Source organism: Sporosarcina sp. P1, assembly GCF_002743155.1.
Classification (GTDB): domain Bacteria; phylum Bacillota; class Bacilli; order Bacillales_A; family Planococcaceae; genus Sporosarcina; species Sporosarcina ureae_B.
The window spans coordinates 1-22,753 of record NZ_PDYS01000006.1 but is presented as its reverse complement, the minus strand read 5'-3'; the positions used below and the strand labels follow the sequence as shown (position 1 = coordinate 22,753).

Below are 22,753 nucleotides of genomic sequence, written 5' to 3'. Positions count from 1 at the left end.
AAACGTCATCCATCAAAGTATAGGATGATGTTTTTTATTACTTTTTGTGACGACTTTTTACTATCTATGATTACGTCGCTCTTTATTTTCTAAGTTAGCTGGTTGCTGGCGTTTATGATCGAAGGTTACTCCTCACCGAACGCCATACTATCCAGCCTTTGTAGTCGTTCAAGCTGAACAGGTCGTCCTTGGTGTTTTCTTTCGGTCTTTCGTTTCTTTATGAGAATATACGTTCTTCCGAATTTCTAAATGAATGTATTTTACTTGGCTAAACTGAGTGCAACTAAAGAATCTATTCACAATAAGAAAAAACTTCGCCAAGCGTATATCGCTGGCGAAGTTATGTGGTGATTAGTGCAAATGAAGTGGTGGAGGGATGATCCAACCTTTGGACTTATTCAAGCCCAGCAACTTGGCACCAAATGCGACTTTCTCCATATGACATTTAGCAAATAGTGTCGCAACATCTTCACGTAAACATTGACCCATCGCCATACTACATGAAACTAGTCCTTGGCCGACGTTGATGGACATAGCACCACTGATTTCGGGATCCATAAATCGTGCGCCGGCAGGAATATCCTCTGGGTTAGCTTTTGGTCTTTCTGGAAGGGCAGGAGGTGGAGTGATACCATTAGCTTTTAATATTTTACCGAAATCTTTATTCTCAGCTTTCATTGTTTTTATTGCTTCTTCTAGTAGCCGAATTAGGTCTTCATCTCCTGCATGATTAACAAATGCTTCATAACCACTGATTAGACCGTTATTCGCACCCATAAACGCCCATATAGCAGTGATTTCCCCGTAATGCATAGGCTGATCTTTTGGATTACCATCTAAAATACCCACAAAAACACTCTCCTCATCATTATTTTCACTTCAAGAGTAGTCTTTGCAGATATCGCTTATTTATACTTATTTTTTATAAGTCGTAACAAATGAAGGTCCTGAGAAGATATTAGGACGTTGATCGACACCATCTTCTGTACCGCGTTTCGCATGCGCTTTTCCGTAAGCTTGCGATTCTTGCCAATTTTTAAAGGATTGTTCGTCTTCCCACATAGTCAAAATCACGTAGGTGCCAGAGTGTACTGGTCGCAATACACGGATCGCTACGAATCCTGGCTCCGCCTCTATTAAACGTGCGCGGTTATTAAAGCGCTGTTCAAAAATCTCTCTACCTTTCTCAGTTACAGGAATATTGTTTAATACAGCGAAACGCCCAGATGGTAAATCTCCGCTTTGATCCAACACATCGTATTCGACGGCATGGTCAAGAGTGGTCGTTTCCGCTTCTTGCAGTACAAGCACTTCTTCATCATTATTCATTAATGACGCACGCGCTTCTTCTGGTAAGTTACCTGCTTCTTCTAGTGGACCTGTCCATTTAAATAGTTTCAATTCAAACACCTCATCTTTTTCTATTTTGTTAATTACTATGTATTATAGCTGAAAAATGAAAATGCTTTCAATGAATAAGGAAACAGTGAAGTGGGTTTGAGATTAAAATAAAAGGGGAGAATAAGAAACAAAATACTTTTGGAGGCGATTTAATGAACCAAAAATATGCGGATGTATTGGCTATATTAGAGGATTGTGTAAAGACGTGTAATCATTGTTTTGACGCTTGTCTAAAAGAAGAAGACGTTCGTATGATGGTTGACTGTATTCGACTTGATCGAGAGTGTGCAGATATTTGTTCATATGCAATCCAGGCAATTACCCGACAGAGTCCGTTTACAGATAAAATCTTGCAGCTATGTGCGGAAGTATGTGTTCAGTGTGCAGAGGAATGTGGTAAACACGATCATGATCATTGCAAGCAGTGTGCTGAAGCATGCCGCAACTGTGCGGAAGCTTGCCGCAGTATAACTTAATTCCTTATATAAAGATAAAACACCTTCCATTTTTAAGAAGGTGTTTTTCTCTGTTTATGTAAGCCGTGTTTGCCGTACTTAGTCATAGAAAGTTTTAAACCACCACTCCTCAAAGTGGGTGTTTGCGGAAAACGTTCCTGTATGTCTGGATTGCTAAAAAGGAATCCAGCATGCCATTTCCGTTTCGTAATAAACTCCCTTTTACAGCTTAAAGGTTAAAACTTAATGTCATACGAACAATACAGCTTGTAGATTTATCTTACACCCGGAATAGCGTAAATGCAATGGAAAGTTCTTCTGTTTTTTGAAACTAAAACGTATGATATAACGTATAGAAATGAAAAGACAAGGAGTGATCATGTATGGAACAGCATGAAAACAACTCGGAAAAGCAACAGCTGGTTACAAGACAGACGGAGGAAATCAGTACGTTGAATCAAGAAGTGGGTAAACTTCGTAAAGAGGTAAAACAGCTTCGTGAGGATATTGAGCTCATTGATATATTTCAAAAGAAACCTATCATTTCATCTGCAGTAATCGGGCAAGTCGGCAGTATAATTATCGCCATACTAGTTATCATAGGGATATTCTTTTAGATGGAAGACACTGCAATGCAATTATAAATTGGCGGCACTAAAGTTCTTGCTAGTTGTGTTGAAAAAGGGTTTTAGCGCGACATATAGTGCGCCTTAAAAGTGGTAACACTTGCTTTTAAGGTCACGTATTATCATACGCAATAAGCGTGGGCAATCGGGAGACCGTGATCAAAGAATGAGCATTTTTGATTAAAAGTGTCATAGAAATGCTCATTCAGATTAATAGGATAGAAAATCAGATTTTCATTATGCATGGTCAGGAGGAGAAAAAACTAAGTCCTTCAGAACTGAAACGCTTAATTTATTTATGGATGTAGAAGCGATTTACTCAGATTAAAGAAGCAGAACGCACTCTCGTGACTTCAGTCGTAAGAAGTTCACTGCTCTAGTTCTACCTTCTTCGCTTGTAAATACCTTTTACTTTTCCTCTATTATACGCATGGTAATGTCAATTAACTCATTATGTTCAGTAAATCGTTCACTGAGCATATCTGTAAGTATATGTTTTAAAAAGTATTCTACACAGTTCATGTCTTGGAACATCAGTATTGTCCTCAATGCTTCCTCGTAGATTTCTATAAACAATGGCTCCGGATTATCCTTTTGGATCTCACCAAATGATTCGTACAGCAAATCAATTTTATCAGCAACGGATAATATGCGCCCCTCCAATGATTCATCCTTACCTTCTTTCAATCGTTCCAAATAGATAGCTTGAAACTCAGTAGGGAATTCTTTTTCTATAAACTTTCTGGTCATTTCCTCTTCCACTTCACCGAATAGCTTCTTCAATTCTTTCGAAGCGTATTTTACAGGTGTCTTAATATCCCCTGTGAATAGTTCTGCATAATCATGGTTTAATGCTTTTTCATATAGGCTTTTCCAATCCACATTCTGTCCAGATTCCTCTTCGACAGTCCCAAGAAACTGGGCGATTTTTGTCACTTTAAATGAATGACTAGCGACTGAATGCTCCTGAAATTTGAACTTTCCAGGACAACGAATAATTTGTTCTAAATCAGATAGGCTTTTAAAGTATTGGTGTACCCCCAACAATATTCATCCCCTTTGTTTAGTATTTACAGTTTTAAAACCTGTTCATTCGTTTTTAAGAAGTCATCCCTACATACAGCTTTGTACTATATACGTGCCCTCATGTAGACATAATTATACGAGTAGGGGAGGACTCTACTAAGCAAAAAAGATATTCAATAACTATTACTATAATAACTCACTTGGTGGCTGAAGGGGAACTAGATTTCGAGTGATGATGTTTAGCCTCTTTATAATGTGGAATAGTATGTACAGAACATCATATAAGGAGTGGTAAGCATTATGGCTAAAATTGCAACAGTACTTGGAGATATGTTTGAGGACTCGGAATACATGAAACCGGCTACTGCTTATAAAGAAGCTGGACATGAAGTAGAAGTGATCGGTGCGGAAGCAGGAACAGACGTAACGGGTATGAAAGAAAATACAAAAGTGAAAATTGATAAAGCAATTGCTGACGCTAAATCGTCAGATTACGACGCATTGTTTATTCCGGGCGGATTCTCACCGGATATTTTACGTGCAGATGATCGTTTCGTAAAATTCGTTAAAGAATTTATGGATGCAAAAAAACCTGTTTTTGCAATTTGTCATGGCCCACAATTGCTCATTACAGCAAAAGCGCTTGAAGGGCGCGATGCAACAGGATACACATCCATTCGTGTAGATATGGAATATGCGGGTGCAAAATACGCAGACAAAGAAGTCGTAGTCTGTCAGAACCAACTCGTAACAAGCCGTACACCTGATGATATTCCAGCATTTAATCGCGAATCACTAAAACTGCTAGAAAAATAAAAAATATTCTGATCGTCAAGGTGTAAAAGCCTTGACGTTTTTTTTGTGACTTCAGCACATTATACCACCGCTTACAACATACGATAACAGTACATATTAACATTCGTTGAAAAAGATTCTCAATTGCACTTGAAAAACGTTCTCAATGAGAGTATGCTAAAAGCAACGAATAAAGCGCGGAGACGATCGCGTCTTACAAATGAAAGGTCGGGATCTAACATGTATAAGATTGTTGCGTTGGCGGTATTAGCGGGGATTGTATTAGGTGCAGCAGCTGGATTTTCCTTTGGAAGTAAAGAGCTGGTAGGTATGTTCGCTGGAATGGCCGCGCTCACGTTTATTGCGGCACCGGCAGCGGTCGTCTATGCAAGTGAAAAGAAAAAATGGCATCAAGCTCACTAATACAAAAAAGCATCCAAATTATTGGATGCTTTTTTGTATCGATGTAATCGGCTATTTCCAAGTGCTTTATCGTGAATTACTACATCTTAATATGCAGACCATCCGTTGTCAGCTTCCATAATGATACCGTTAACATAGGAAGATTCGTCTGATGCAAGGAATAGCGCAATGTTTGCAATCTCTTCTTTTGTTCCGGGGCGGCTCATCATGTTTACGCCCCTTAGCGCTTGCTTCATTCCGAACTCATCCGGTTGTGACAAGCTATTTGTAATATTAGTTGGTATGTGTGCTGGAGCAATCGCGTTACAACGGATATTTAATGGACCGTAGTGGGAAGCAACGTTTTTCGTCATCCCTGCCACTGCGTGTTTTGATGCCGTATAAGCAAAGCCACCTCGACCACCCGTCACCGCTGAGATAGAAGCCATGTTGACGATAACACCTGCTTTTTTCTCTTCAAAGATAGACAATGCTTTACGGGTTGCGCGCATCACACCTGTTGTGTTGATTGCCAATACTCTATCCCATACTTCATCCGTTACTGTAGCTGCGGAATACATATTGTCCATAATACCAGCATTATTCACTAGGATATCAAGTGTACCGAATTGCTCAACTGCTGTATCCATCATTTTTTGTACGTCTTCTTCAACTGTTACATTTGTTTTAACTACTAATGCTTCACCACCAGCACTTTTAATCGTCTGGACAGTTTCTTCTGCACCTTCAATATTCATATCTGCAATGATAAGCTTTGCACCTTCACGGGCATACAATTCAGCAATTTCCCGTCCAATCCCAGATCCTGCGCCAGTTATTACTGCTACTTTATTTTCCAAACGTTTCAAACTTATCGCCTCCAATTATATTAGTACGATTTGATTATATTATATACTTTCATGCCAAATTATTGAAAAAGTAGTTTCTGTACTTTGGCTGCAAAAAAACAACTCGAACTATCATAGTTAAAATGACTGTTCGAGTTGTACTGGTTACTATTATTGAACTTTTACACCTTCTACTACTTCTTTCGCAGCATAAAGGGCTTGTTTTACATCAGCAATCAAATCTTCTACATCTTCTACACCCACCGAGAAACGGAGCAAACGGTCGTCTACTCCACGGCGATTACGTTCTTCTAATGGAATATCCATATGCGTCTGTGTAGTCGGATACGTGATGAAGCTTTCGACACCACCTAAACTTTCCGCGAATGAAATTAAGTTCATATTTTCAAGGAATGGCCCCACCCACTCACTATTCTGTACTCGGAATGACAACATACCACCGATTCCAGCGTAAAGCACGTCAACAATGAGAGGTTCTTGTTCTAAATAAGATACCATCTCTTTGGCATTTGCATCATGCTGTTTCATGCGTAAATGCAAAGTCTTTAGACCGCGTACTACAAGCCATGAATCAAGAGGGGACAATGTAGCTCCAATCGCATTATGGTTAGTAAATAGACGTTCGCATAAATCCTTACCTTTTGCGACGACTAGACCTGCAAGCACATCATTATGTCCACCGATATATTTCGTTGCGCTATGAATGACGATATCTGCACCTTCTTCTATTGGTCGTTGGAAATAGGGTGTTAAAAACGTATTGTCGACAATGAGCAATAAACCATGCTTTTTCGCCAATTCTGCATACGTACTAATAGCGATGTTTTGCATTAATGGATTTGTAGGCGTTTCCAAGAAGATCGCTTTTGTACGTTCAGTAATCGCTTGCTCGACTTCTGAAACATCATCGAACGATAGGTAACGCGTCTTCACATTGTACGTCTCTTCATATTGATTAAATAGACGATAGGTGCCGCCATATAAGTCTTCAGGTGCCAATAGTTCCGAACCTGTTTTAAATAAAGATAAAATGAGTTGAATAGCTGCCATTCCAGAACTGCAGGCAAATCCTTGATCACCTGATTCCAAGTTTGCGATTCCATCTTCTAGGACAGAACGCGTAGGATTTTTTGTTCGTGTGTAATCGTATCCCGTGGATTTACCTAGACCTTCATGGTGGTAGGCTGTAGACAAGTAAATCGGCGTATTGACTGCTCCGGTTTTCACATCACTGTGGTTTCCAATTTGTACTAATCTAGTTTCTAATCCGTTGTTTGTCATGAATATCCATCCCCCCAACAAAATAAAAAAGAACCTCTTCTTTTCGAATAGGCCCTCGAACATACAAGTGTATACAGTATTCTCATCTTCAAGGTGGTATCACCCTTGGAATTAGCACCGTGCCTGGGGCTGGTTGCTGAGACATCGCTGGGCCTATCCCTCCGTCTCTCTCGATGAGAATATTCATAATATAGGCAAAACTGTTGACGGATTTATTCTATCATGCAGATATACTAGATGCAAGTTTCCTTTTACCGTCAGTTGATGATTATTTGTTTCAGTAAAAGATTTGCTATACTATAAATAATATTCATGACGGGAAGGAGATTTTCATTTTGGCTTGGGGTTATGTCGCGCTAGCGGCTGTTATAGAAATCTTCTGGGTAGTCGGTCTCCGTTACTCTGAAACTGTAATTCAATGGACCGGAACTATTGTGGCGATTGTATTCAGTTTTTATTTCATTATTAAAGCATGTGAAAAATTACCTTCAGGCACAGTATACGCAGTTTTTACCGGATCAGGTGCCGCTGCAATCCTTTTGGTGGATATCTTCGTCTTTCAAGCAGGCTTCACATGGGTTACGCTGACCTTCATCGGATTAATCGTCATCGGGGTAGTCGGTATCAAACTGACAACAGATGAAAAAGCAGATACAGAAGGAGGTGGCTGACAATGGCTTGGGTGTACTTAGCTTTGGCCAGTCTCGGTGAAATTTTTGGTGTAGTGAGTATTAATTATTATTTACAGAAGCGTTCAATTAAAAGGTTATTACTTATTGTGGGGATATTTGGTTTTGGTTTTGTTTTCCTGTCTCTTGCTATGCGCGAGATTCAGATGAGTACAGCCTATGCGGTATGGACAGGACTAGGTGCAGCGGGAGCCGTATTGATGGGGATTTTGCTATTCAAAGAATCCGCTAGCATCAAACGTCTCTTCTTTTTATCGCTCATTATTCTAGGTGCTGTTGGCTTGAAAATATTCGGTTAAAGGGGAGTGGACACACTGGTTTATTGGACGCGATTTGATTTCGACGGATGGTCTGTGACATTAGCTTCTACAGAAAAAGGACTTTGCTACATGGGACTAGCTGAAGATAGTTTGGAGCATATGAAGGATTGGTTAAAGCGATTTGGTATTGAAGGTTTACAGGAAGATGAAAGAAAACTTGAAGTCTATAAAAGTCAGATCAAAGAGTATTTATCAGGAAGAGCTTATGATTTTCCAATGTTGTCCCTTGATTTAAAGGGAACACCGTTTCAATTGCAAGTGTGGGAAGCGCTACAACGAATACCGTATGGGGAAATTACAACTTATTCAGAGATTGCGGAACAGATGGGGAAGGTATCTTCTGTTCGTGCAGTAGCATCTGCAATAGGCAAGAATCCCGTATTGATCATAGTGCCTTGTCATCGTGTTATTGCAAAAAGTGGACGATTATCCGGCTATCGAGATGGTGAAGAGCATAAACGGAGCTTGCTACAACTGGAGAAATCCAGCCGGATAAGTGAGAGAACGGAGTGAACGACATGAAATATAAGCAAATTAAACCGAAGAAAATATATGAAGAAGTAGCGGAAAGTTTATTTGGCTCCATTCAGTCTGGGGAGTTGAAACCAGGTGATAAATTGGATTCTGTGCAGCAACTGGCTGAAAATTTTACGGTCGGTAGGTCGACCATTCGGGAAGCTTTATCAACTTTACGTGCTAGAGGGCTTATCGAGATGAGACAGGGAGAAGGTACATATGTCAAGGAATTCTCATCCGTCGATATGATCTTCCCGTTACAGAGTGCCTTGCTTATGAATCAACAGGATATTCAACATTTATTAGCGGTGAGAAAAATAGTTGAGACTGGAGCTGCAGCGAATGCAGCAGAATCCCGTACAGCAGATGACATGAAAAAGATGGAAACGGCACTCGATGAAATGAAAAAGCATGCCGGAGATATTTTGCTAGGTGAAAAAGCGGATTTAGACTTCCATTTTGCAATCGCAGAAGCAACGAAAAATCCTTTATTGGTAAATTTGCTTAGTCAAGTTGCAGGGCTAATGAGCGAATCGATGAGAGAGACGCGTCGCATTTGCCTCTATACAGATACAGCGACAGTAGAACGCTTGCATGATGAACACGAAGCCATATTTTTGGCAATTAAATCACAGCAACCAGATCATGCAGCAAGTACTATGCAAGCTCATCTTCTGAATGTGGAATCTGTTTTAATCAACCATTGGCAGTCGGTAAAGGAATAAAAAAATCACTCATTATATGTTGAGTGATTTTTTTATTGAAATAGATGAATGTTCTGTTAATGGGAAGATAAATGTAGTATGCTATGTAAAATGTTAGTCATCTGATGACCTGTTGACTATATAAAACATTATGGTGAAGGAGTGAAGTGAAATGAAAGTAAGCTTATTCATAACATGTCTTGTGGATATGTTTTATGCAGATGCCGGTAAAGACATGGTAGAAATATTGGAAAGGCAAGGCTGTGAATTATCATTTCCAAAAGGCCAAGTATGCTGCGGACAGCCTGCTTACAACAGCGGTTATGTAGAAAATTCAAAATCAGCAATGAAGAATATGATTAAGACTTTTGAAAATGCGGAGTATGTTGTCACTCCTTCAGGATCTTGTGCCACCATGTTTAAATTATATCCTGATGTATTCAAAGATGATCCCAAATGGTTAGAAAGAGCACAGGAGCTGGCGGATAAAACGTATGAATTCACGCAGTTTCTCGTGAATGTATTGCAAGTGGAAAATGTAGGAGCAAAATTGGTAGGAAAAGCGACCTATCATCCGTCTTGCCATATGACGAGATTACTAGGCGCTAGTGAAGAACCGAGGAAGCTATTGAATCAAGTGGAAGGACTCGAAATGATCCCTTTACCGAATGCTCATAATTGCTGCGGATTTGGTGGAACATTCTCCGTTAAGATGGGGGATATCTCTGAACAGATGGTTGATGAAAAGGTCAATAGTGCCATGGTGACTGAAGCAGATTATTTAATTGGAGCGGACTGTGGTTGCTTGATGAATATTGGGGGGCGTGCAGAACGTATGGGCAAGAAGATCCGAGTTATGCACATTGCACAAGTATTGAATAGTCACGAATAAACCAAAAAATTGGGGTGATAGCAATGGCAATGAAGTTCAGTAAGAAAAACTTTACAGATCGAACAAAGGATAATATTTCGGACGATTTCATGAGACAGGCAGTGGCGAGTGCACAAGAACGCTTGCACGGAAGAAGACTAGATGCTGCAGAAGAGTTAGGCAGTTGGGAAGAATGGCGTTCACATGGAGAAGAAATTCGTCAGCATGTACTTGAAAACTTGGACTATTATTTACATCAGCTAAGTGAAAATGTAGCAAAACGTGGCGGTCATGTATTTTTTGCAAAGACTGCTGAAGAAGCGAGTGATTATGTTCGGGAAGTCATCAAGAAAAAAGATGGCAAAAAAGTCGTCAAGTCAAAATCGATGGTAACAGAAGAGATCAATTTGAACAGTGTTCTGGAAGAAGCTGGATGTGAAGTCATAGAGACAGACTTAGGCGAGTATATACTTCAAGTAGATGATCATGATCCCCCCTCGCATATAATAGCGCCAGCTCTTCATAAAAACAGAGAACAAATCCGCGAAGTGTTTGCGGAAAAACTGGATTATCATAAGACATCTAAACCGGAAGAATTAGCTTTACATGCACGAGAAAAACTGCGTCAAGAATTTTTAGATGCAGATATCGGTATTACAGGATGCAACTTTGCGATAGCTGAAACAGGCTCGATTAGTCTGGTAACGAATGAAGGGAATGCACGACTAGTCACTGCATTGCCGAAAACCCAAATTACAGTGATGGGGATGGAGCGGGTAGTACCCTCTTTTGAAGAGTTCGAAGTACTAGTCAGTCTATTGACGCGAAGTGCCGTGGGGCAAAAACTTACCAGTTATGTAACTGCATTAACAGGTCCGCGCGAAGAAAGAGACGTAGATGGTCCTGAAGAATTCCATTTAGTCATCGTCGACAACGGGCGTTCTAAAATTTTAGGGACAGAATTCCAGTCTGTGTTGCAATGTATCCGATGTGCCGCGTGTGTCAACGTATGTCCTGTTTATCGTCATATCGGTGGACATTCTTACGGCTCAATTTATTCGGGACCAATTGGTGCTGTGCTATCGCCATTGCTTGGTGGGTACGACGATTTTAAAGAGCTTCCTTTTGCTTCCACACTTTGCGGAGCGTGTACGGATGCTTGTCCAGTGAAAATTCCTCTTCACGGACTACTTCATACACATCGACGCATCATTGTGGAAGAAGAAGGTCGATCACCTATATCTGAAAAACTGGCAATGAAAGCATTCGGGATTGGTGCTTCTTCCAATCCGTTGTATTCTATGGGCTCAAAGGTAGCATCTACTGCGATGAAACCTTTGACAAAAAATGACCGTATATCAAAAGGTCCGGGTCCGCTGAAGGATTGGACAGATTTACGGGAGTTCCCGGCTGTCGGAAATACGCGTTTTCGTGACTGGTTCTATGATCAAAAAGGGGGGAAATAAGCATGACAGGATCTATTCAAAATCGTGATGCTTTTCTAGGTACGATTGCCACACAATTAGGTCGCGAACCAATGAAGAAAATAGAAAAGCCGATATGGAAACATCAGCCCCAGCGTGCAGTGTTAGCGGACGCTTCAATAGATGAATTACTCGGAGTATTACGTGTACAATGTGAGCAAATTCATACAGATATCGTCGAAACGACAAAAGAATCGTTACCCGTTGCGTTGGATGAGGTAGTAAAAGCTTACGGTGGTGGACCATTATCTCTATGGAGAGACGAACGTTTTGGAAAGTATGGATTATCGCACTTAGTAGAGACAAAGTGGCCCTCAGAACAGATTGAAGTCAATAGCTGGGATCCTTCACTCGGAGAGAAGAATATCGAATTGGCTGAACAAGCAAATATCGGCATCACATTCAGTGACATGACCCTCGCGGAATCCGGCACCGTTGTACTATTTAGTAGTGCAGAAAAGGGGCGTTCAGTCAGCTTGCTTCCAACGCATTATATTGCCTTAATCCCTAAAAGTACGCTAGTCCCAAGAATTACCCAGGCATCAGATATGATTCGTGAAAAACTAAACAATGGCGAGCAAGTCCCATCCTGCATTAACTTCATCACAGGTCCAAGCAACTCTGCGGACATTGAAATGAATCTCGTCGTCGGTGTACACGGTCCTATTAAAGCAACATATATTGTTATAGACGATTGCTGAAAAATGAAGTGACGACTTCCATCATTTAGAAAGTGGGAAGCTAAAACAGAAACCAATTTCACTAGAAATAATTACGTGGGACAGAAGGCAAACTCCGAAATGAATCGGAGCTGACTTCTGTCTTTTCTATGCTAACTTAAAAAACTTACATTTCTGAAGTCAATTCAACAGTTGATGATTACTTTGCTGAGAAATAGGGGAAATAGTGTATAATGACAATATTATTGCAGCGGAAGAAGGAGACGACTATGACTTCATCATACAAAGACGACAGTTTAGCGTTACATACAGACCTTTATCAAATCAATATGGCCGAATCGTATTGGGCGGACGGCATTCATGAACGGAAATCAGTATTTGAAGTGTATTTCAGAAAAATTCCATTCGGTAACGGTTATGCAATATTTGCAGGCCTTGAACATGTACTGAAGTATCTTGAAGAGTTTTCATTCACAGAAAGTGATTTGGCTTATTTAAGAGAAGAGCTTGGGTTTTCTGATGATTTCCTTGATTATTTGAAAGGCGTCCGTTTCACAGGTGACGTGTATTCCATGAAAGAAGGAGAACTCGTTTTTGCGAATGAACCGATCATCCGGATTGAGGCGAACTTGATTGAAGCGCAATTGATTGAAACAGCATTGCTAAATATCGTTAACTACCAAACGTTAATCAGCACAAAAGCTAGCCGTATCAAGCAAGTAGTGAAAGATGACGTAGTGATGGAGTTCGGGAGCCGACGTGCGCATGAAATGGATGCCGCAGTTTGGGGTGCGCGTGCAGCGGTCATCGGTGGCGTGGAATCTACGAGTAACGTACGCGCGGGAAAACGTTTCGGACTGGCTGTTTCGGGGACTCATGCACATTCATTTGTCCAAGCCTATAGAGATGAGTACACTGCATTCAAAGTCTACGCACAACGTCATCGAGACTGCGTGTTCTTAGTGGATACGTATAATACATTAAAGATTGGCGTCCCTACAGCCATTAAAGTGGCAAAAGAACTTGGAGACAGCATTAATTTCATAGGAGTACGACTCGACAGTGGAGATATTGCGTTCTTGTCAAAAGAAACCCGCCGTATGTTAGATGAAGCAGGTTTCACGGATGCGAAAATCGTAGTATCGAATGATTTGGATGAGTACACGATTTTAAACTTGAAAGCCCAAGGAGCTCAAGTGGACATTTGGGGTATTGGAACCAAGCTGATTACGGCATATGATCAACCAGCGCTTGGAGCAGTCTATAAAATTGTGTCCATCGAAAGCGATGATGGGGAAATGCAAGATACGATTAAAATCTCAGCAAACATAGAAAAAGTGACAACGCCCGGCCGCAAAAAACTCTATCGAATCATTGACCTCGAAAATGGCAAAGCGGAAGGTGACTATATTACGATGCATGACGAAGATCCGACGAAGGAAGAACGCATCAAAATGTTCCACCCCGTGCATACATTTATCTCAAAATTTGTAACGAATTTTGAAGCGGTGAACTTACACGAGCAAGTTATTCGCGATGGAATAACCATTTATAAAAACCCACCAGTTTATGAAATTCGTGAATTTGCACAAAAAAATCTTTCCCTACTGTGGGAAGAATATAAACGTTCGTTGAATCCAGAAGAATATCCTGTCGATCTTAGTCAGAAGTGTTGGGATAATAAGAGACGTAACATAGAAGAAGTGCATGAAATGGTTGAGAACTACACAAAACGATGAAAAGGAAGTGGGAGCGTTGACATTGCAGCAAGAAATTATCCAAACATTACGTGCGAAGCCGGAAATCGACCCGCAGCAAGAGATCCGGACTTCCATCGACTTTATGAAAGCATATTTGAAAAAAAATACATTTTTACAAGGTTTCACATTAGGTATCTCAGGTGGTCAAGACTCTACATTAGTCGGCAAACTAGCGCAGATGGCAATTGATGAGCTGAATGAAGAGTTAGAAGAAGAAAAGTACCATTTCTATGCACTCCGTTTACCGTATGGTGTGCAGTTTGACGAAGATGATTGTCAGGATGCATTGCGTTTTATTAGTCCGTCGGTCGTCTATTCAGTGGATATTAAAGAAGCGGTAGACGCCAGTGAAAGAGCTTTGATCAAAGCAGGTCTTTATATCTCTGATTTTGATAAAGGAAATGAAAAGGCGCGCGAACGTATGAAAGTACAGTATTCTGTAGCGGCCGTTCATCACTCGGTCGTTCTAGGTACAGATCACGCAGCTGAAGCAATCACTGGATTCTACACGAAATTCGGTGATGGTGCAGCGGATCTTATGCCAATTTACCGTCTGAATAAACGCCAAGGAAAACAATTACTAGAAGAACTAGACTGTCCACCTCATTTATACAATAAAATCCCTACAGCTGATTTGGAAGGTAATAAACCCGCCATTCCAGATGAAGTAGCGTTAGGTGTGACGTATGATGAAATCGATGACTATCTTGAAGGAAAAGAAGTATCGACTGCAGCGCGAAAGCAAATTGAAGGACATTATTTGAAATCAGCCCATAAACGACACTTGCCTATTACGGTATTTGATGAATTTTGGAAATGAAAACTGCCGACCTCTTATTAGATAATGGGTCGGCTATTTTTCTGTTTGTCGGGATTATTCGTTTCAGGTATGATAGTTTCATACAAAAAGACGGATTCAGTTCGTGACGGGAGAGAACAACTATGCATTCACAATGGATCGAACGAGTATTGGACAATATTGACAAAGTTATTGTTGGAAAACGTGATATAGCGAAGCTAAGTATGACAGCATTATTAGCTGGCGGTCACGTATTACTGGAAGATGTACCGGGCGTTGGCAAGACGATGCTAGTCAGAGCACTAGCGACTTCAATCGGTGCAAAGTTTAAGCGTATTCAATTCACTCCAGATTTATTACCTTCTGATGTTTCAGGCGTCTCCATCTATAATCCACAGACGATGCAATTCGAATTTCGTCCAGGACCGTTGATTGGGAATATCGTATTGGCTGATGAAATTAACCGAACATCACCCAAAACACAGGCTGCTTTATTAGAAGGGATGGAAGAGGCGACGATTACGGTAGATGGAACGACTATTCAATTACCAAGACCGTTTTTCGTAATGGCAACACAAAATCCTATTGAATATGAAGGGACGTACCCTTTACCGGAAGCACAGCTTGATCGTTTTATCTTTAAACTGAAAATGGGTTATCCGACAAAACAACAAGAAATGGAATTATTGAAAAGAGCGGAACGGCAAACGCCAATTGAGCAAATTGACGCCATTCTAACAGTGGAGGAATTACTAGAGCTACAGCGTCATGTACGCGAAGTGACTGTAGACGATACGATTGTTTCTTATATTGTAGATTGTGCAGAAGCAACGCGCCAGCATGAATCGGTTTCTTTAGGTGTAAGTCCACGTGGTTCGATGGCATTAATGAAAGCTTGCCAAGCTTACGCATTCATAAAAGGGCGCACGTTCGTCTTGCCTGACGATGTACAATATTTAGCGACGTTTACATTTTCGCATCGAATGATTTTGCGCCCTGAGGCGAAATATGAAGGAATCGATACTGAGGAAATAGTTAACCGAATTCTCGAACGTCTACCAGTTCCAGTACTGCGCAGGTCAGCTACTCTATGAATGGTTTGCGATCATTCGGACGTTTCGCGAGTGTCCTAGCCATTGGTACAGCTGCCTACGTCTTTGCAAAATTTCAAGGGGGTTTCGTTAGCTGGTTCATCTTCTATACGTTGATTCCATTTGTGATATACTCCGTGCTCCTTTACTTGTATCCGTTACGGGATCTCACAGTTGCGCGATATATTGAAGAACGACATGTAACAAGGAATGGACATGTAACCATACGAGTGGTTCTAAAGAGAAATTTCCCATTCCCTTTACTATATGTAGTTCTGATGGATAAACGAGTACATGATAAGCGCGAAAAGATTGAACGGAAAATTACGCTTCTAGGATTTCGGAGAACATATGAACATACCTATTTGCTGAAGAATGTTCGGCGTGGTGAATACACCATGCCAACAGTAGAAGTGGAAGTAGTAGACTTTTTTAATTGGATTCGTAAAAAAAGAGTATTTGTCGTTCGAGACCATTTTTTGGTTTATCCGAGCGTGACAGCTATGGTGTATGAATCGGCATCTAAAGGAACTAGTGAAGGACAGCAACTTTCCGCTTACATGCTAGCAAAAGATGCAACAACACCCTCTAGCATTAGGGAATATGCGCCAGGAGATCGGTTGTCTTGGATTCATTGGAAATCATTTGCTCGTACTTCGAAATTAATGACAAAGGAATTTGATGAACAGCGATCAGAGCAATATACGTTGCTATTGGATTGCGGAATATCTGAAGCATTTGAAGATGCTGTGGAGTTTGCTGCATCGATTGTAGTATCTGCCGGACAGAGTCATGCCAAACTAACCATGATCACAGCAAGTGACCAACCGAAAGTGTTTCCATTGATACAATCCTCAGATCAGACTAGGCAAGCATTAGTACATCTTGCAAAAATCCAGCCTGAAGACATACAAAAGGTAAGGTTGCCAATAGATAAAGCAATGCCTAAGGATGCGATGTTGCTTATTACAGGAAATCTTCGCATGGATTTCATCCATCACGTATTGACGTGTACTCTTGACGCAACCGCAGTGGTCTGCTTTGTGGTGATGACAGATCATATAAATGAAAAATCACTTGAACCTATTATTAATCAAGTGAAACTGCTCGGTATTACTGTGAAATTAATTTATCCATCTGATTATTCATCGACGTTACAAAAGGCGGTGAATTCATGAAGAAACCGATAGTAAGTTGGAAAGTGCTGATGTTTTTATACGCGCTTAGTATCGTTTTACTGTGGGAGTGGTTTATCCCAATTATGGATTTGACAGATTTCGGACATCCTTCTTTATTCATCATCTATCTGATACTCTTTTTTGCATTAGCTTTATTTCGATTATCATGGTGGGGCGGCGGTGTAATCCAGATACTTTATGTGTTATGGGCTATTCATTATATGTATTTCGATCAACTATGGATTTCTATAGAAACGACAGGCTATATTTTGCAAGACGTCCAACGGAATATCCTGTTGCTAATCAAAGGTGATCTGGGTGAATTATCGAATTTATTCCGTACGTTATTATTGTTTACATTAGTTTGGATGATCGCCTATTTGCTTCGCCACTGGATTGAAGTCCGGCGTAGTATGATGATGTTCTTTAGCTTTACTATAGTGTTTGTAGCGTTGTTGGATACGTTCACTCCATATGATGCTACTTCGTCTATTGTGAGAATTATGATAGTAGGCTTATTGATCGTAAGTTGTCTTACATTAATTAAATTATCAGGTGACGAAGGATTATCACTTCGTCCAAAAAGATTACTTCTGCTTTCATTGCCGGTGATACTGATAGTTGTATCTGTCGGTTTACTTTCCAGAAATGCACCAGTATATCCTCCCGCATGGCCTGACCCCGTACCGTTCTTATTATCTTTAAGTGGAGTGGAGGAGAAGGGATCTGATAAAGGACAAGCTCGGGCGGGTTATGACCCCGATGATTCGCAACTAGGTGGAGCTTTCGTCCAAGACAGTCAGTTAGTGTTTGAAGCATCTGTAGAACAACGTCAATATTGGCGTATCGAAACGAAGGATACATATACTTCGAAGGGGTGGATACAAGATAAAGAATCAAACAAGGAACTACTGTTTACAGGTGAAGATTTGTGGGCACCCGTTGTAGAGGGAGAAGTGTCGCTTGCTACACTGGATTTCACTGAACCATTGCCGTTTCTTGCTACTCCCTATGGCACGACGAAGATTTCCTCACCTGAAGGTTTTGACCTCATGCACGAGATGACGGCAAACCGACTGTATTTGTTGATGGGTCTGCAGGAGAAAATTGAACAGTATGAAATGGAGTTTGTAGAACCTACATACACTATGTCAGATTTGCAGAAAGCAGAGATGGTGAACTATGAGACGGTTCAGGAGGATTTGGAAAGCTATTTGCAACTTCCGGATGAATTACCGGAACGCGTGAAGGAACTCGCTTTATCGATTACAGAAAATGAAACCGCAGTCTATGACAAAGTGAAAGCCGTAGAGCAATACTTTAAAAAGAACGGTTTTGTTTATGAGACCCAAAATGTTCCGGTACCCGATGAGGATCAGGACTATGTAGATCAGTTTCTATTCGACACGAAAAAGGGCTATTGTGATAATTTCTCTACTTCCATGGCCGTCATGCTAAGGTCGGCAAATATACCAACGCGCTGGGTAAAAGGATTTGCACCTGGGGAAATGGCGTTTAAAGCATCGGGGAAAAATGTTTATCGCGTGACGAATGATGAAGCTCATTCATGGGTGGAAGCATATATTCCTGAAATAGGATGGATGCCGTTTGAGCCGACGATAGGTTTTACACATCCGACAGAGATTGAATTCGATATTTCCAATGAAAGTCCTGAACAAGAGGAAATTAAAAAAGCCGAGAAACCGGAAGTGGAAAAAGAGAAAGAACTTCCTAAGAAAACAAAAGGTTCGCCTGCATTCGACGCGTTCAAACAAAAGTTTGCTTGGTTGTTCAGTCAATGGTGGCTTTATGCATCGCTACTCGTGTTGATAGTAGGGACGTGTGTCGTACTATATAGCAAGAGAAGCAATTGGTTACCGAAATGGCGTATAAAACAATTGAGGAAACTACCGAATGGCCGCGTGAAATTCGAACAGCAATTTGCACAGTTATTACAACAACTAGCGCGTACCGGCTTGCCAAAGGATACCGCAATGACACTTACCAACTATGCAATACTTGTGGATGGACGATATGGCGGAGACCGAATGACCACCTTGACCCGCGCGTATGAAATGGGGATTTACGGAAACAATTGGCAATCCCAAGATTGGGATAAGTTGAATGAAGTGTGGGAAGATTTAATTATTAGCACAACTTGTTGATTTTTTAGCGAAATATGAGTAAAATATAGAGCGGATGATGCAAGAAATATCCTCGACATTTCTTGCGCTAACGAACGTCAGCTATCATCGAATAGCAGTACCTGGATTCTTTGATGGAAAAGACGCGTGGAAAGTTGACTTTCTAACGCGTCTTTTGTAGTTGAGGCGTGAAATGGTATTAAAAAATTGGAAGAGGTGGATTAGTTGTCAAATGCTCCTGTGTTAGCCGGACAAGAAAAAATTGTAGTTCTCGATTACGGCAGTAAGTATAATCAGCTCTTCACGCGTACAATCCGCGAATTCGGTGTGTATAGTGAGTTACACGCACATACAACAACAATTGAGGAAATTAAAAAAATGAATCCAGTCGGTATTGTACTTTCCGGCGGTTCAGCATCTGTTGGAGACGAGAAAGCGTATGCTATTGATCCAGCAATATTCGAATTAGGTATTCCTGTATTAGGCATCAGTTATGGAGCTCAAGTAATCGTCGATCATTTAGGCGGAAAAATAGAAAAGAATACAGGCAACGAAAGCAAAGAAGAAACGTTGACAGTGGATACGACGTCTACATTGTTTGCTGGTCAAGCCGACAAACAAAATGTTTGGGTGAGCCATAGCGCTAATATTGCAGAGTTACCTGAAGGCTTTACTGCATCTGCAAAAGACTCCACTGGCAATATTGTAGCGACTTCAAATGATGGACAACAGATTTATGCGATTCAATTCCATCCCGAAGATTATCGTTCAGAAAACGGAAAAGATTTCCTGCGTAACTTTGTTTTTGAAATTTGTAAAGCTTCAGGCGACTGGACAATGGATCGCTTCATTGAAATTGAAATAGAGAAGATCCGCTCGGTAGTTGGCGATCGTAAAGTACTTTGCGCACTAAGTGGCGGAGTTGACTCTTCAGTGGTAGCTGCTTTGATCGACCGTGCAATAGGGGATCAGTTGACATGTATTTTTGTTGACCACGGATTACTTCGTAAAGGCGAAGTCGAAAGTGTAGTTAAGACCTTCAGTGAACAGTTCAGCATGCACTTCATTAAAGTAGATGCACGAGAACGCTTCTTGAAAAAGTTGGAAGGTGTTACAGACCCTGAGCAAAAACGTAAGATTATCGGTAATGAATTTATTTACGTATTTGATGAAGAGTCAGCTAAATTAGATGGCATCAAATACTTAGCGCAAGGTACGATTTATGCAGATATTATCGAAAGTGGAACTGCAACTTCTGCAACTATTAAGTCTCATCATAATGTGGGTGGTTTGCCTGAAGACATGGACTTCGAGTTAATCGAGCCATTACGCGCATTATTTAAAGATGAAGTACGTGCGGTAGGAGCAGAACTTGGATTGCCTGAAGAAATCGTTAACCGTCAACCATTCCCAGGTCCGGGACTTGGAGTTCGTGTGCTTGGTGAAATTACGGAAGATAAGCTTGAAATCGTTCGCGATGCAGACTTTATCTTACGTGATGAAATCGCAAAGGCTGGACTCGATCGTTCAATTTGGCAATATTTCGCAGTATTACCGAATATCCGCAGTGTAGGTGTGCGTAACGAACAACGTTCTTACGACTATGCGATTGGTATCAGAGCGGTTCATTCAGTAGATGGCATGACAGCGGACTGGGCTCGTATACCTTTCGACGTATTAGAAAAAATCAGTACTCGAATTACGACTGAAGTTGATCAAGTCAATCGTGTTGTATATGATATTACAGCGAAACCACCTGGCACAATTGAGTGGGAATAAGTTAAACAACAGAATATGATCGTATAACGCTGGGAATATGGCCTAGAAGTCTCTACCGGAACACCGTAAATGTTTCGACTACGATCCTAAATAGAAATATATTTTCTATTGGATTAAAGAAGAGGCATGCGAATTTTTTCGCGTGCCTCTTTTTACATAAGGAGAGTTAGGAAGGTCACAATGAAAAAATACTTTGAGTTTGATAAGCTTGGCACCAATTATCGTCGCGAAATCATTGGTGGAATTACTACTTTTTTAGCCATGGCATATATTTTGGCAGTAAATCCAATTATGTTATCTTTGGACGTTGTACCTGATCTGCCTGATTCCATGCGTATGGATAAAGGCGCTGTATTTGTTGCTACTGCGCTTGCAGCTGCAGTTGGAACGTTATTTATGGGCTTGATAGCCAAATATCCGATTGGCTTAGCACCGGGCATGGGTTTAAATGCATTCTTCGCTTTCACGGTAGTGCTCACTTATGGTATACCATGGCAAACAGGATTAACTGGAGTACTATTCTCTGGATTAATCTTTATAGTTCTTTCATTGACAGGATTACGAGAAATTATCATAAATGCAATACCAGCCCAGCTGAAATTTGCGGTAGGTGCAGGGATCGGTTTGTTCATTACATTCCTAGGATTACAAAATGCCAAAATTATTGTAGCAGATGAAAATACGTTAGTGGGCTTGGGTGATTTAACAGCTGGTCCTACATTGCTAACGATCTTCGGATTAGTCATCACGATTATTATGATGGGTAGAAAGATCAAGGGCGCCATTTTCTATGGCATGATTATGACCACTGTTTTAGGTATGGCGGTCAGTCTAATAGAAGTGCCACATAAAGTAGTAGATAAAATCCCGTCAGTCGCACCCACGTTTGGTGCAGCTTTCGATGCGATCATTAACGACCCAGGCTCATTGATGACAACACAATTTCTCGTTATTGTTATCACATTCCTATTCGTTGATTTCTTCGATACAGCGGGAACATTGGTTGCAGTTGCTACTCAAGCAGGTTTAATGAAGGAAGATCGTCTTCCACGTGCGGGTAAAGCATTGCTTGCGGATTCCTTGGCGACAGTAACAGGAGCAGTAATGGGTACATCCACTACGACTTCTTATATTGAATCCACTGCAGGTGTTGCAGCAGGTGCCAAAACAGGCTTTGCTTCTATTGTAACTGCCTTGTTGTTCTTACTTGCATTGTTCTTCTCTCCTTTATTACTAGTCATCACACCTGCGGTTACAGCTCCGGCTTTGATTATTGTAGGGGTATTGATGGTATCGACCTTAGGAAACATACAATGGACTCGTTTCGAAATCGCGGTTCCAGCATTCTTTACGATCATCGCTATGCCGTTGACGTACAGTATAGCGACAGGTATCGCAATCGGTTTCGTTTTCTATCCTATCACGATGCTAGTCAGCGGTAGAAGAAAAGAAATTCATCCGATTATGTACGGACTCTTTGTGATCTTCATCTTGTATTTCATTTTTATTGAATAGAAACGAACCGCTTCCTAAGTTGTTGGAGGCGGTTTTCTTTATGATCTACGCACTCCTTTGATGATATGAAAAGTATCGAATCTAAAAAAGAAGAAAGAAGTCGAAAAAAGTTGTTTATAGTTGTTGACAGTTTGAATTGTGTCTGATATAGTAATAGAACAGTCAAGAAAGCGACTGCAACATGAACCTTGAAAACTGAACAGCAAAACGTTAACGAAATATAGTTTGTGCATTTAACGATGACATAAACAAAATGAGTATCTTAATTGATGCCAGCAAATGAAACTCGAGCTAATCGATTTTTCATCTACTGGGTGTCGAGTTGTAGTGAAGTGCTAGGAAGTGATCGAGTGAAGAAGGGAGCGTAC

Annotated in this window: 23 protein-coding genes, 1 other RNA gene and 2 riboswitches; of the genes, 18 read left to right on the top strand and 6 right to left on the bottom strand. The window is 40.8% G+C overall.

Going from position 1 to position 22,753, the window contains the following annotated elements; translation table 11 throughout:
• Positions 1 to 351 precede the first annotated feature (351 nt).
• Both CSV73_RS08055 and CSV73_RS08050 read right to left on the bottom strand, forming a co-directional pair.
• Entirely contained in the window at positions 352 to 849 is a 498-nt protein-coding gene (locus tag CSV73_RS08055) for a DUF3231 family protein (protein WP_085131775.1), read from the bottom strand.
• Between the two features lie 66 nt (positions 850 to 915).
• Complete coding sequence (locus CSV73_RS08050) at positions 916 to 1,401, bottom strand: antibiotic biosynthesis monooxygenase family protein (RefSeq protein ID WP_233202855.1); 486 nt, start codon at positions 1,399 to 1,401, stop codon at positions 916 to 918.
• Positions 1,402 to 1,553: 152 nt separating this feature from the next.
• Here CSV73_RS08050 and CSV73_RS08045 point away from each other — a divergent pair, with 152 nt between their 5' ends.
• On the top strand, positions 1,554 to 1,877 hold the full coding sequence (locus CSV73_RS08045; RefSeq protein WP_085131773.1) for a four-helix bundle copper-binding protein: 324 nt from the start codon (positions 1,554 to 1,556) through the stop codon (positions 1,875 to 1,877).
• Positions 1,878 to 1,933: 56 nt separating this feature from the next.
• Here CSV73_RS08045 and ssrS read toward each other — a convergent pair.
• Positions 1,934 to 2,128: non-coding RNA, 6S RNA (gene ssrS / locus CSV73_RS08040), on the bottom strand.
• Between the two features lie 111 nt (positions 2,129 to 2,239).
• Between ssrS and CSV73_RS08035 the strand changes: the two genes are divergently transcribed.
• A complete protein-coding gene (locus tag CSV73_RS08035) occupies positions 2,240 to 2,473 on the top strand; it encodes a hypothetical protein (protein ID WP_085131772.1) in 234 nt (77 codons plus the stop codon).
• Positions 2,474 to 2,890: 417 nt separating this feature from the next.
• Here the strand turns inward: CSV73_RS08035 and CSV73_RS08030 are convergent, their stop codons facing one another.
• The gene (locus CSV73_RS08030; RefSeq protein WP_085131771.1) at positions 2,891 to 3,526 is read right to left on the bottom strand and encodes an HD domain-containing protein; all 636 of its coding nucleotides are present in this window, start codon (positions 3,524 to 3,526) and stop codon (positions 2,891 to 2,893) included.
• A gap of 282 nt (positions 3,527 to 3,808) precedes the next feature.
• On the opposite strand from CSV73_RS08030, the gene CSV73_RS08025 reads away from it, so the two are divergent.
• Together CSV73_RS08025 and CSV73_RS08020 are read left to right on the top strand one after the other, a co-directional pair.
• On the top strand, positions 3,809 to 4,324 hold the full coding sequence (locus CSV73_RS08025) for a type 1 glutamine amidotransferase domain-containing protein (RefSeq protein WP_099627140.1): 516 nt from the start codon (positions 3,809 to 3,811) through the stop codon (positions 4,322 to 4,324).
• A gap of 219 nt (positions 4,325 to 4,543) precedes the next feature.
• Positions 4,544 to 4,726 carry a hypothetical protein gene (locus CSV73_RS08020; protein WP_085131769.1) on the top strand — a complete coding sequence of 61 codons (183 nt, stop codon included), beginning with the start codon at positions 4,544 to 4,546 and terminating at the stop codon, positions 4,724 to 4,726.
• Between the two features lie 86 nt (positions 4,727 to 4,812).
• Here CSV73_RS08020 and CSV73_RS08015 read toward each other — a convergent pair whose 3' ends face one another.
• Together CSV73_RS08015 and CSV73_RS08010 are read right to left on the bottom strand one after the other, a co-directional pair.
• On the bottom strand, positions 4,813 to 5,574 hold the full coding sequence (locus CSV73_RS08015; RefSeq protein WP_099627139.1) for a glucose 1-dehydrogenase: 762 nt from the start codon (positions 5,572 to 5,574) through the stop codon (positions 4,813 to 4,815).
• A 150-nt stretch (positions 5,575 to 5,724) separates the two neighbouring features.
• Positions 5,725 to 6,855: a methionine biosynthesis PLP-dependent protein gene (locus CSV73_RS08010; RefSeq protein ID WP_099627138.1), complete on the bottom strand. Its 1,131-nt coding sequence runs from the start codon at positions 6,853 to 6,855 to the stop codon at positions 5,725 to 5,727.
• A gap of 79 nt (positions 6,856 to 6,934) precedes the next feature.
• A riboswitch (SAM riboswitch) is annotated at positions 6,935 to 7,035 on the bottom strand.
• A 155-nt stretch (positions 7,036 to 7,190) separates the two neighbouring features.
• Here CSV73_RS08010 and CSV73_RS08005 point away from each other — a divergent pair.
• The 14 genes from CSV73_RS08005 to CSV73_RS07940 all read left to right on the top strand — a co-directional run bounded on the left by CSV73_RS08005 (position 7,191) and on the right by CSV73_RS07940 (position 22,385).
• Complete coding sequence (locus CSV73_RS08005; protein ID WP_085131766.1) at positions 7,191 to 7,526, top strand: DMT family transporter; 336 nt, start codon at positions 7,191 to 7,193, stop codon at positions 7,524 to 7,526.
• 2 nt (positions 7,527 to 7,528) lie between these two features.
• Positions 7,529 to 7,843 carry a DMT family transporter gene (locus CSV73_RS08000; RefSeq protein ID WP_085131765.1) on the top strand — a complete coding sequence of 105 codons (315 nt, stop codon included), beginning with the start codon at positions 7,529 to 7,531 and terminating at the stop codon, positions 7,841 to 7,843.
• Positions 7,844 to 7,849: 6 nt separating this feature from the next.
• Positions 7,850 to 8,377 (top strand): methylated-DNA--[protein]-cysteine S-methyltransferase, encoded by a 528-nt coding sequence (locus CSV73_RS07995; RefSeq protein ID WP_233202854.1) that lies wholly within the window; start codon positions 7,850 to 7,852, stop codon positions 8,375 to 8,377.
• Positions 8,378 to 8,382: 5 nt separating this feature from the next.
• Positions 8,383 to 9,105 carry a FadR/GntR family transcriptional regulator gene (locus tag CSV73_RS07990; RefSeq protein WP_099627136.1) on the top strand — a complete coding sequence of 241 codons (723 nt, stop codon included), beginning with the start codon at positions 8,383 to 8,385 and terminating at the stop codon, positions 9,103 to 9,105.
• Between the two features lie 151 nt (positions 9,106 to 9,256).
• On the top strand, positions 9,257 to 9,976 hold the full coding sequence (locus CSV73_RS07985; RefSeq protein WP_099627135.1) for a (Fe-S)-binding protein: 720 nt from the start codon (positions 9,257 to 9,259) through the stop codon (positions 9,974 to 9,976).
• A gap of 23 nt (positions 9,977 to 9,999) precedes the next feature.
• The gene (locus CSV73_RS07980; protein WP_099627134.1) at positions 10,000 to 11,421 is read left to right on the top strand and encodes a LutB/LldF family L-lactate oxidation iron-sulfur protein; all 1,422 of its coding nucleotides are present in this window, start codon (positions 10,000 to 10,002) and stop codon (positions 11,419 to 11,421) included.
• Positions 11,422 to 11,423: 2 nt separating this feature from the next.
• On the top strand, positions 11,424 to 12,140 hold the full coding sequence (locus tag CSV73_RS07975; protein ID WP_085131761.1) for a LutC/YkgG family protein: 717 nt from the start codon (positions 11,424 to 11,426) through the stop codon (positions 12,138 to 12,140).
• Positions 12,141 to 12,388: 248 nt separating this feature from the next.
• The gene (locus CSV73_RS07970) at positions 12,389 to 13,858 is read left to right on the top strand and encodes a nicotinate phosphoribosyltransferase (RefSeq protein ID WP_085131760.1); all 1,470 of its coding nucleotides are present in this window, start codon (positions 12,389 to 12,391) and stop codon (positions 13,856 to 13,858) included.
• Positions 13,859 to 13,874: 16 nt separating this feature from the next.
• A complete protein-coding gene (gene nadE, locus CSV73_RS07965) occupies positions 13,875 to 14,699 on the top strand; it encodes an ammonia-dependent NAD(+) synthetase (protein ID WP_099627221.1) in 825 nt (274 codons plus the stop codon).
• Between the two features lie 122 nt (positions 14,700 to 14,821).
• Positions 14,822 to 15,772 carry an AAA family ATPase gene (locus tag CSV73_RS07960; RefSeq protein ID WP_099627133.1) on the top strand — a complete coding sequence of 317 codons (951 nt, stop codon included), beginning with the start codon at positions 14,822 to 14,824 and terminating at the stop codon, positions 15,770 to 15,772.
• Positions 15,769 to 16,947, top strand: coding sequence for a DUF58 domain-containing protein (locus CSV73_RS07955; protein WP_099627132.1), 1,179 nt, complete (start codon positions 15,769 to 15,771; stop codon positions 16,945 to 16,947). Before CSV73_RS07960 ends, CSV73_RS07955 begins: the two co-directional genes overlap by 4 nt.
• Complete coding sequence (locus CSV73_RS07950; protein WP_099627131.1) at positions 16,944 to 19,112, top strand: transglutaminase-like domain-containing protein; 2,169 nt, start codon at positions 16,944 to 16,946, stop codon at positions 19,110 to 19,112. Before CSV73_RS07955 ends, CSV73_RS07950 begins: the two co-directional genes overlap by 4 nt.
• A 204-nt stretch (positions 19,113 to 19,316) precedes the next feature.
• Entirely contained in the window at positions 19,317 to 20,870 is a 1,554-nt protein-coding gene (gene guaA / locus CSV73_RS07945) for a glutamine-hydrolyzing GMP synthase (RefSeq protein ID WP_369802579.1), read from the top strand.
• Positions 20,870 to 20,971: riboswitch (purine riboswitch) on the top strand. (Overlaps the previous gene by 1 nt.)
• Positions 20,972 to 21,050: 79 nt before the next feature.
• A complete protein-coding gene (locus tag CSV73_RS07940) occupies positions 21,051 to 22,385 on the top strand; it encodes an NCS2 family permease (protein ID WP_099627130.1) in 1,335 nt (444 codons plus the stop codon).
• The last annotated feature ends 368 nt before the right edge of the window (positions 22,386 to 22,753 follow it).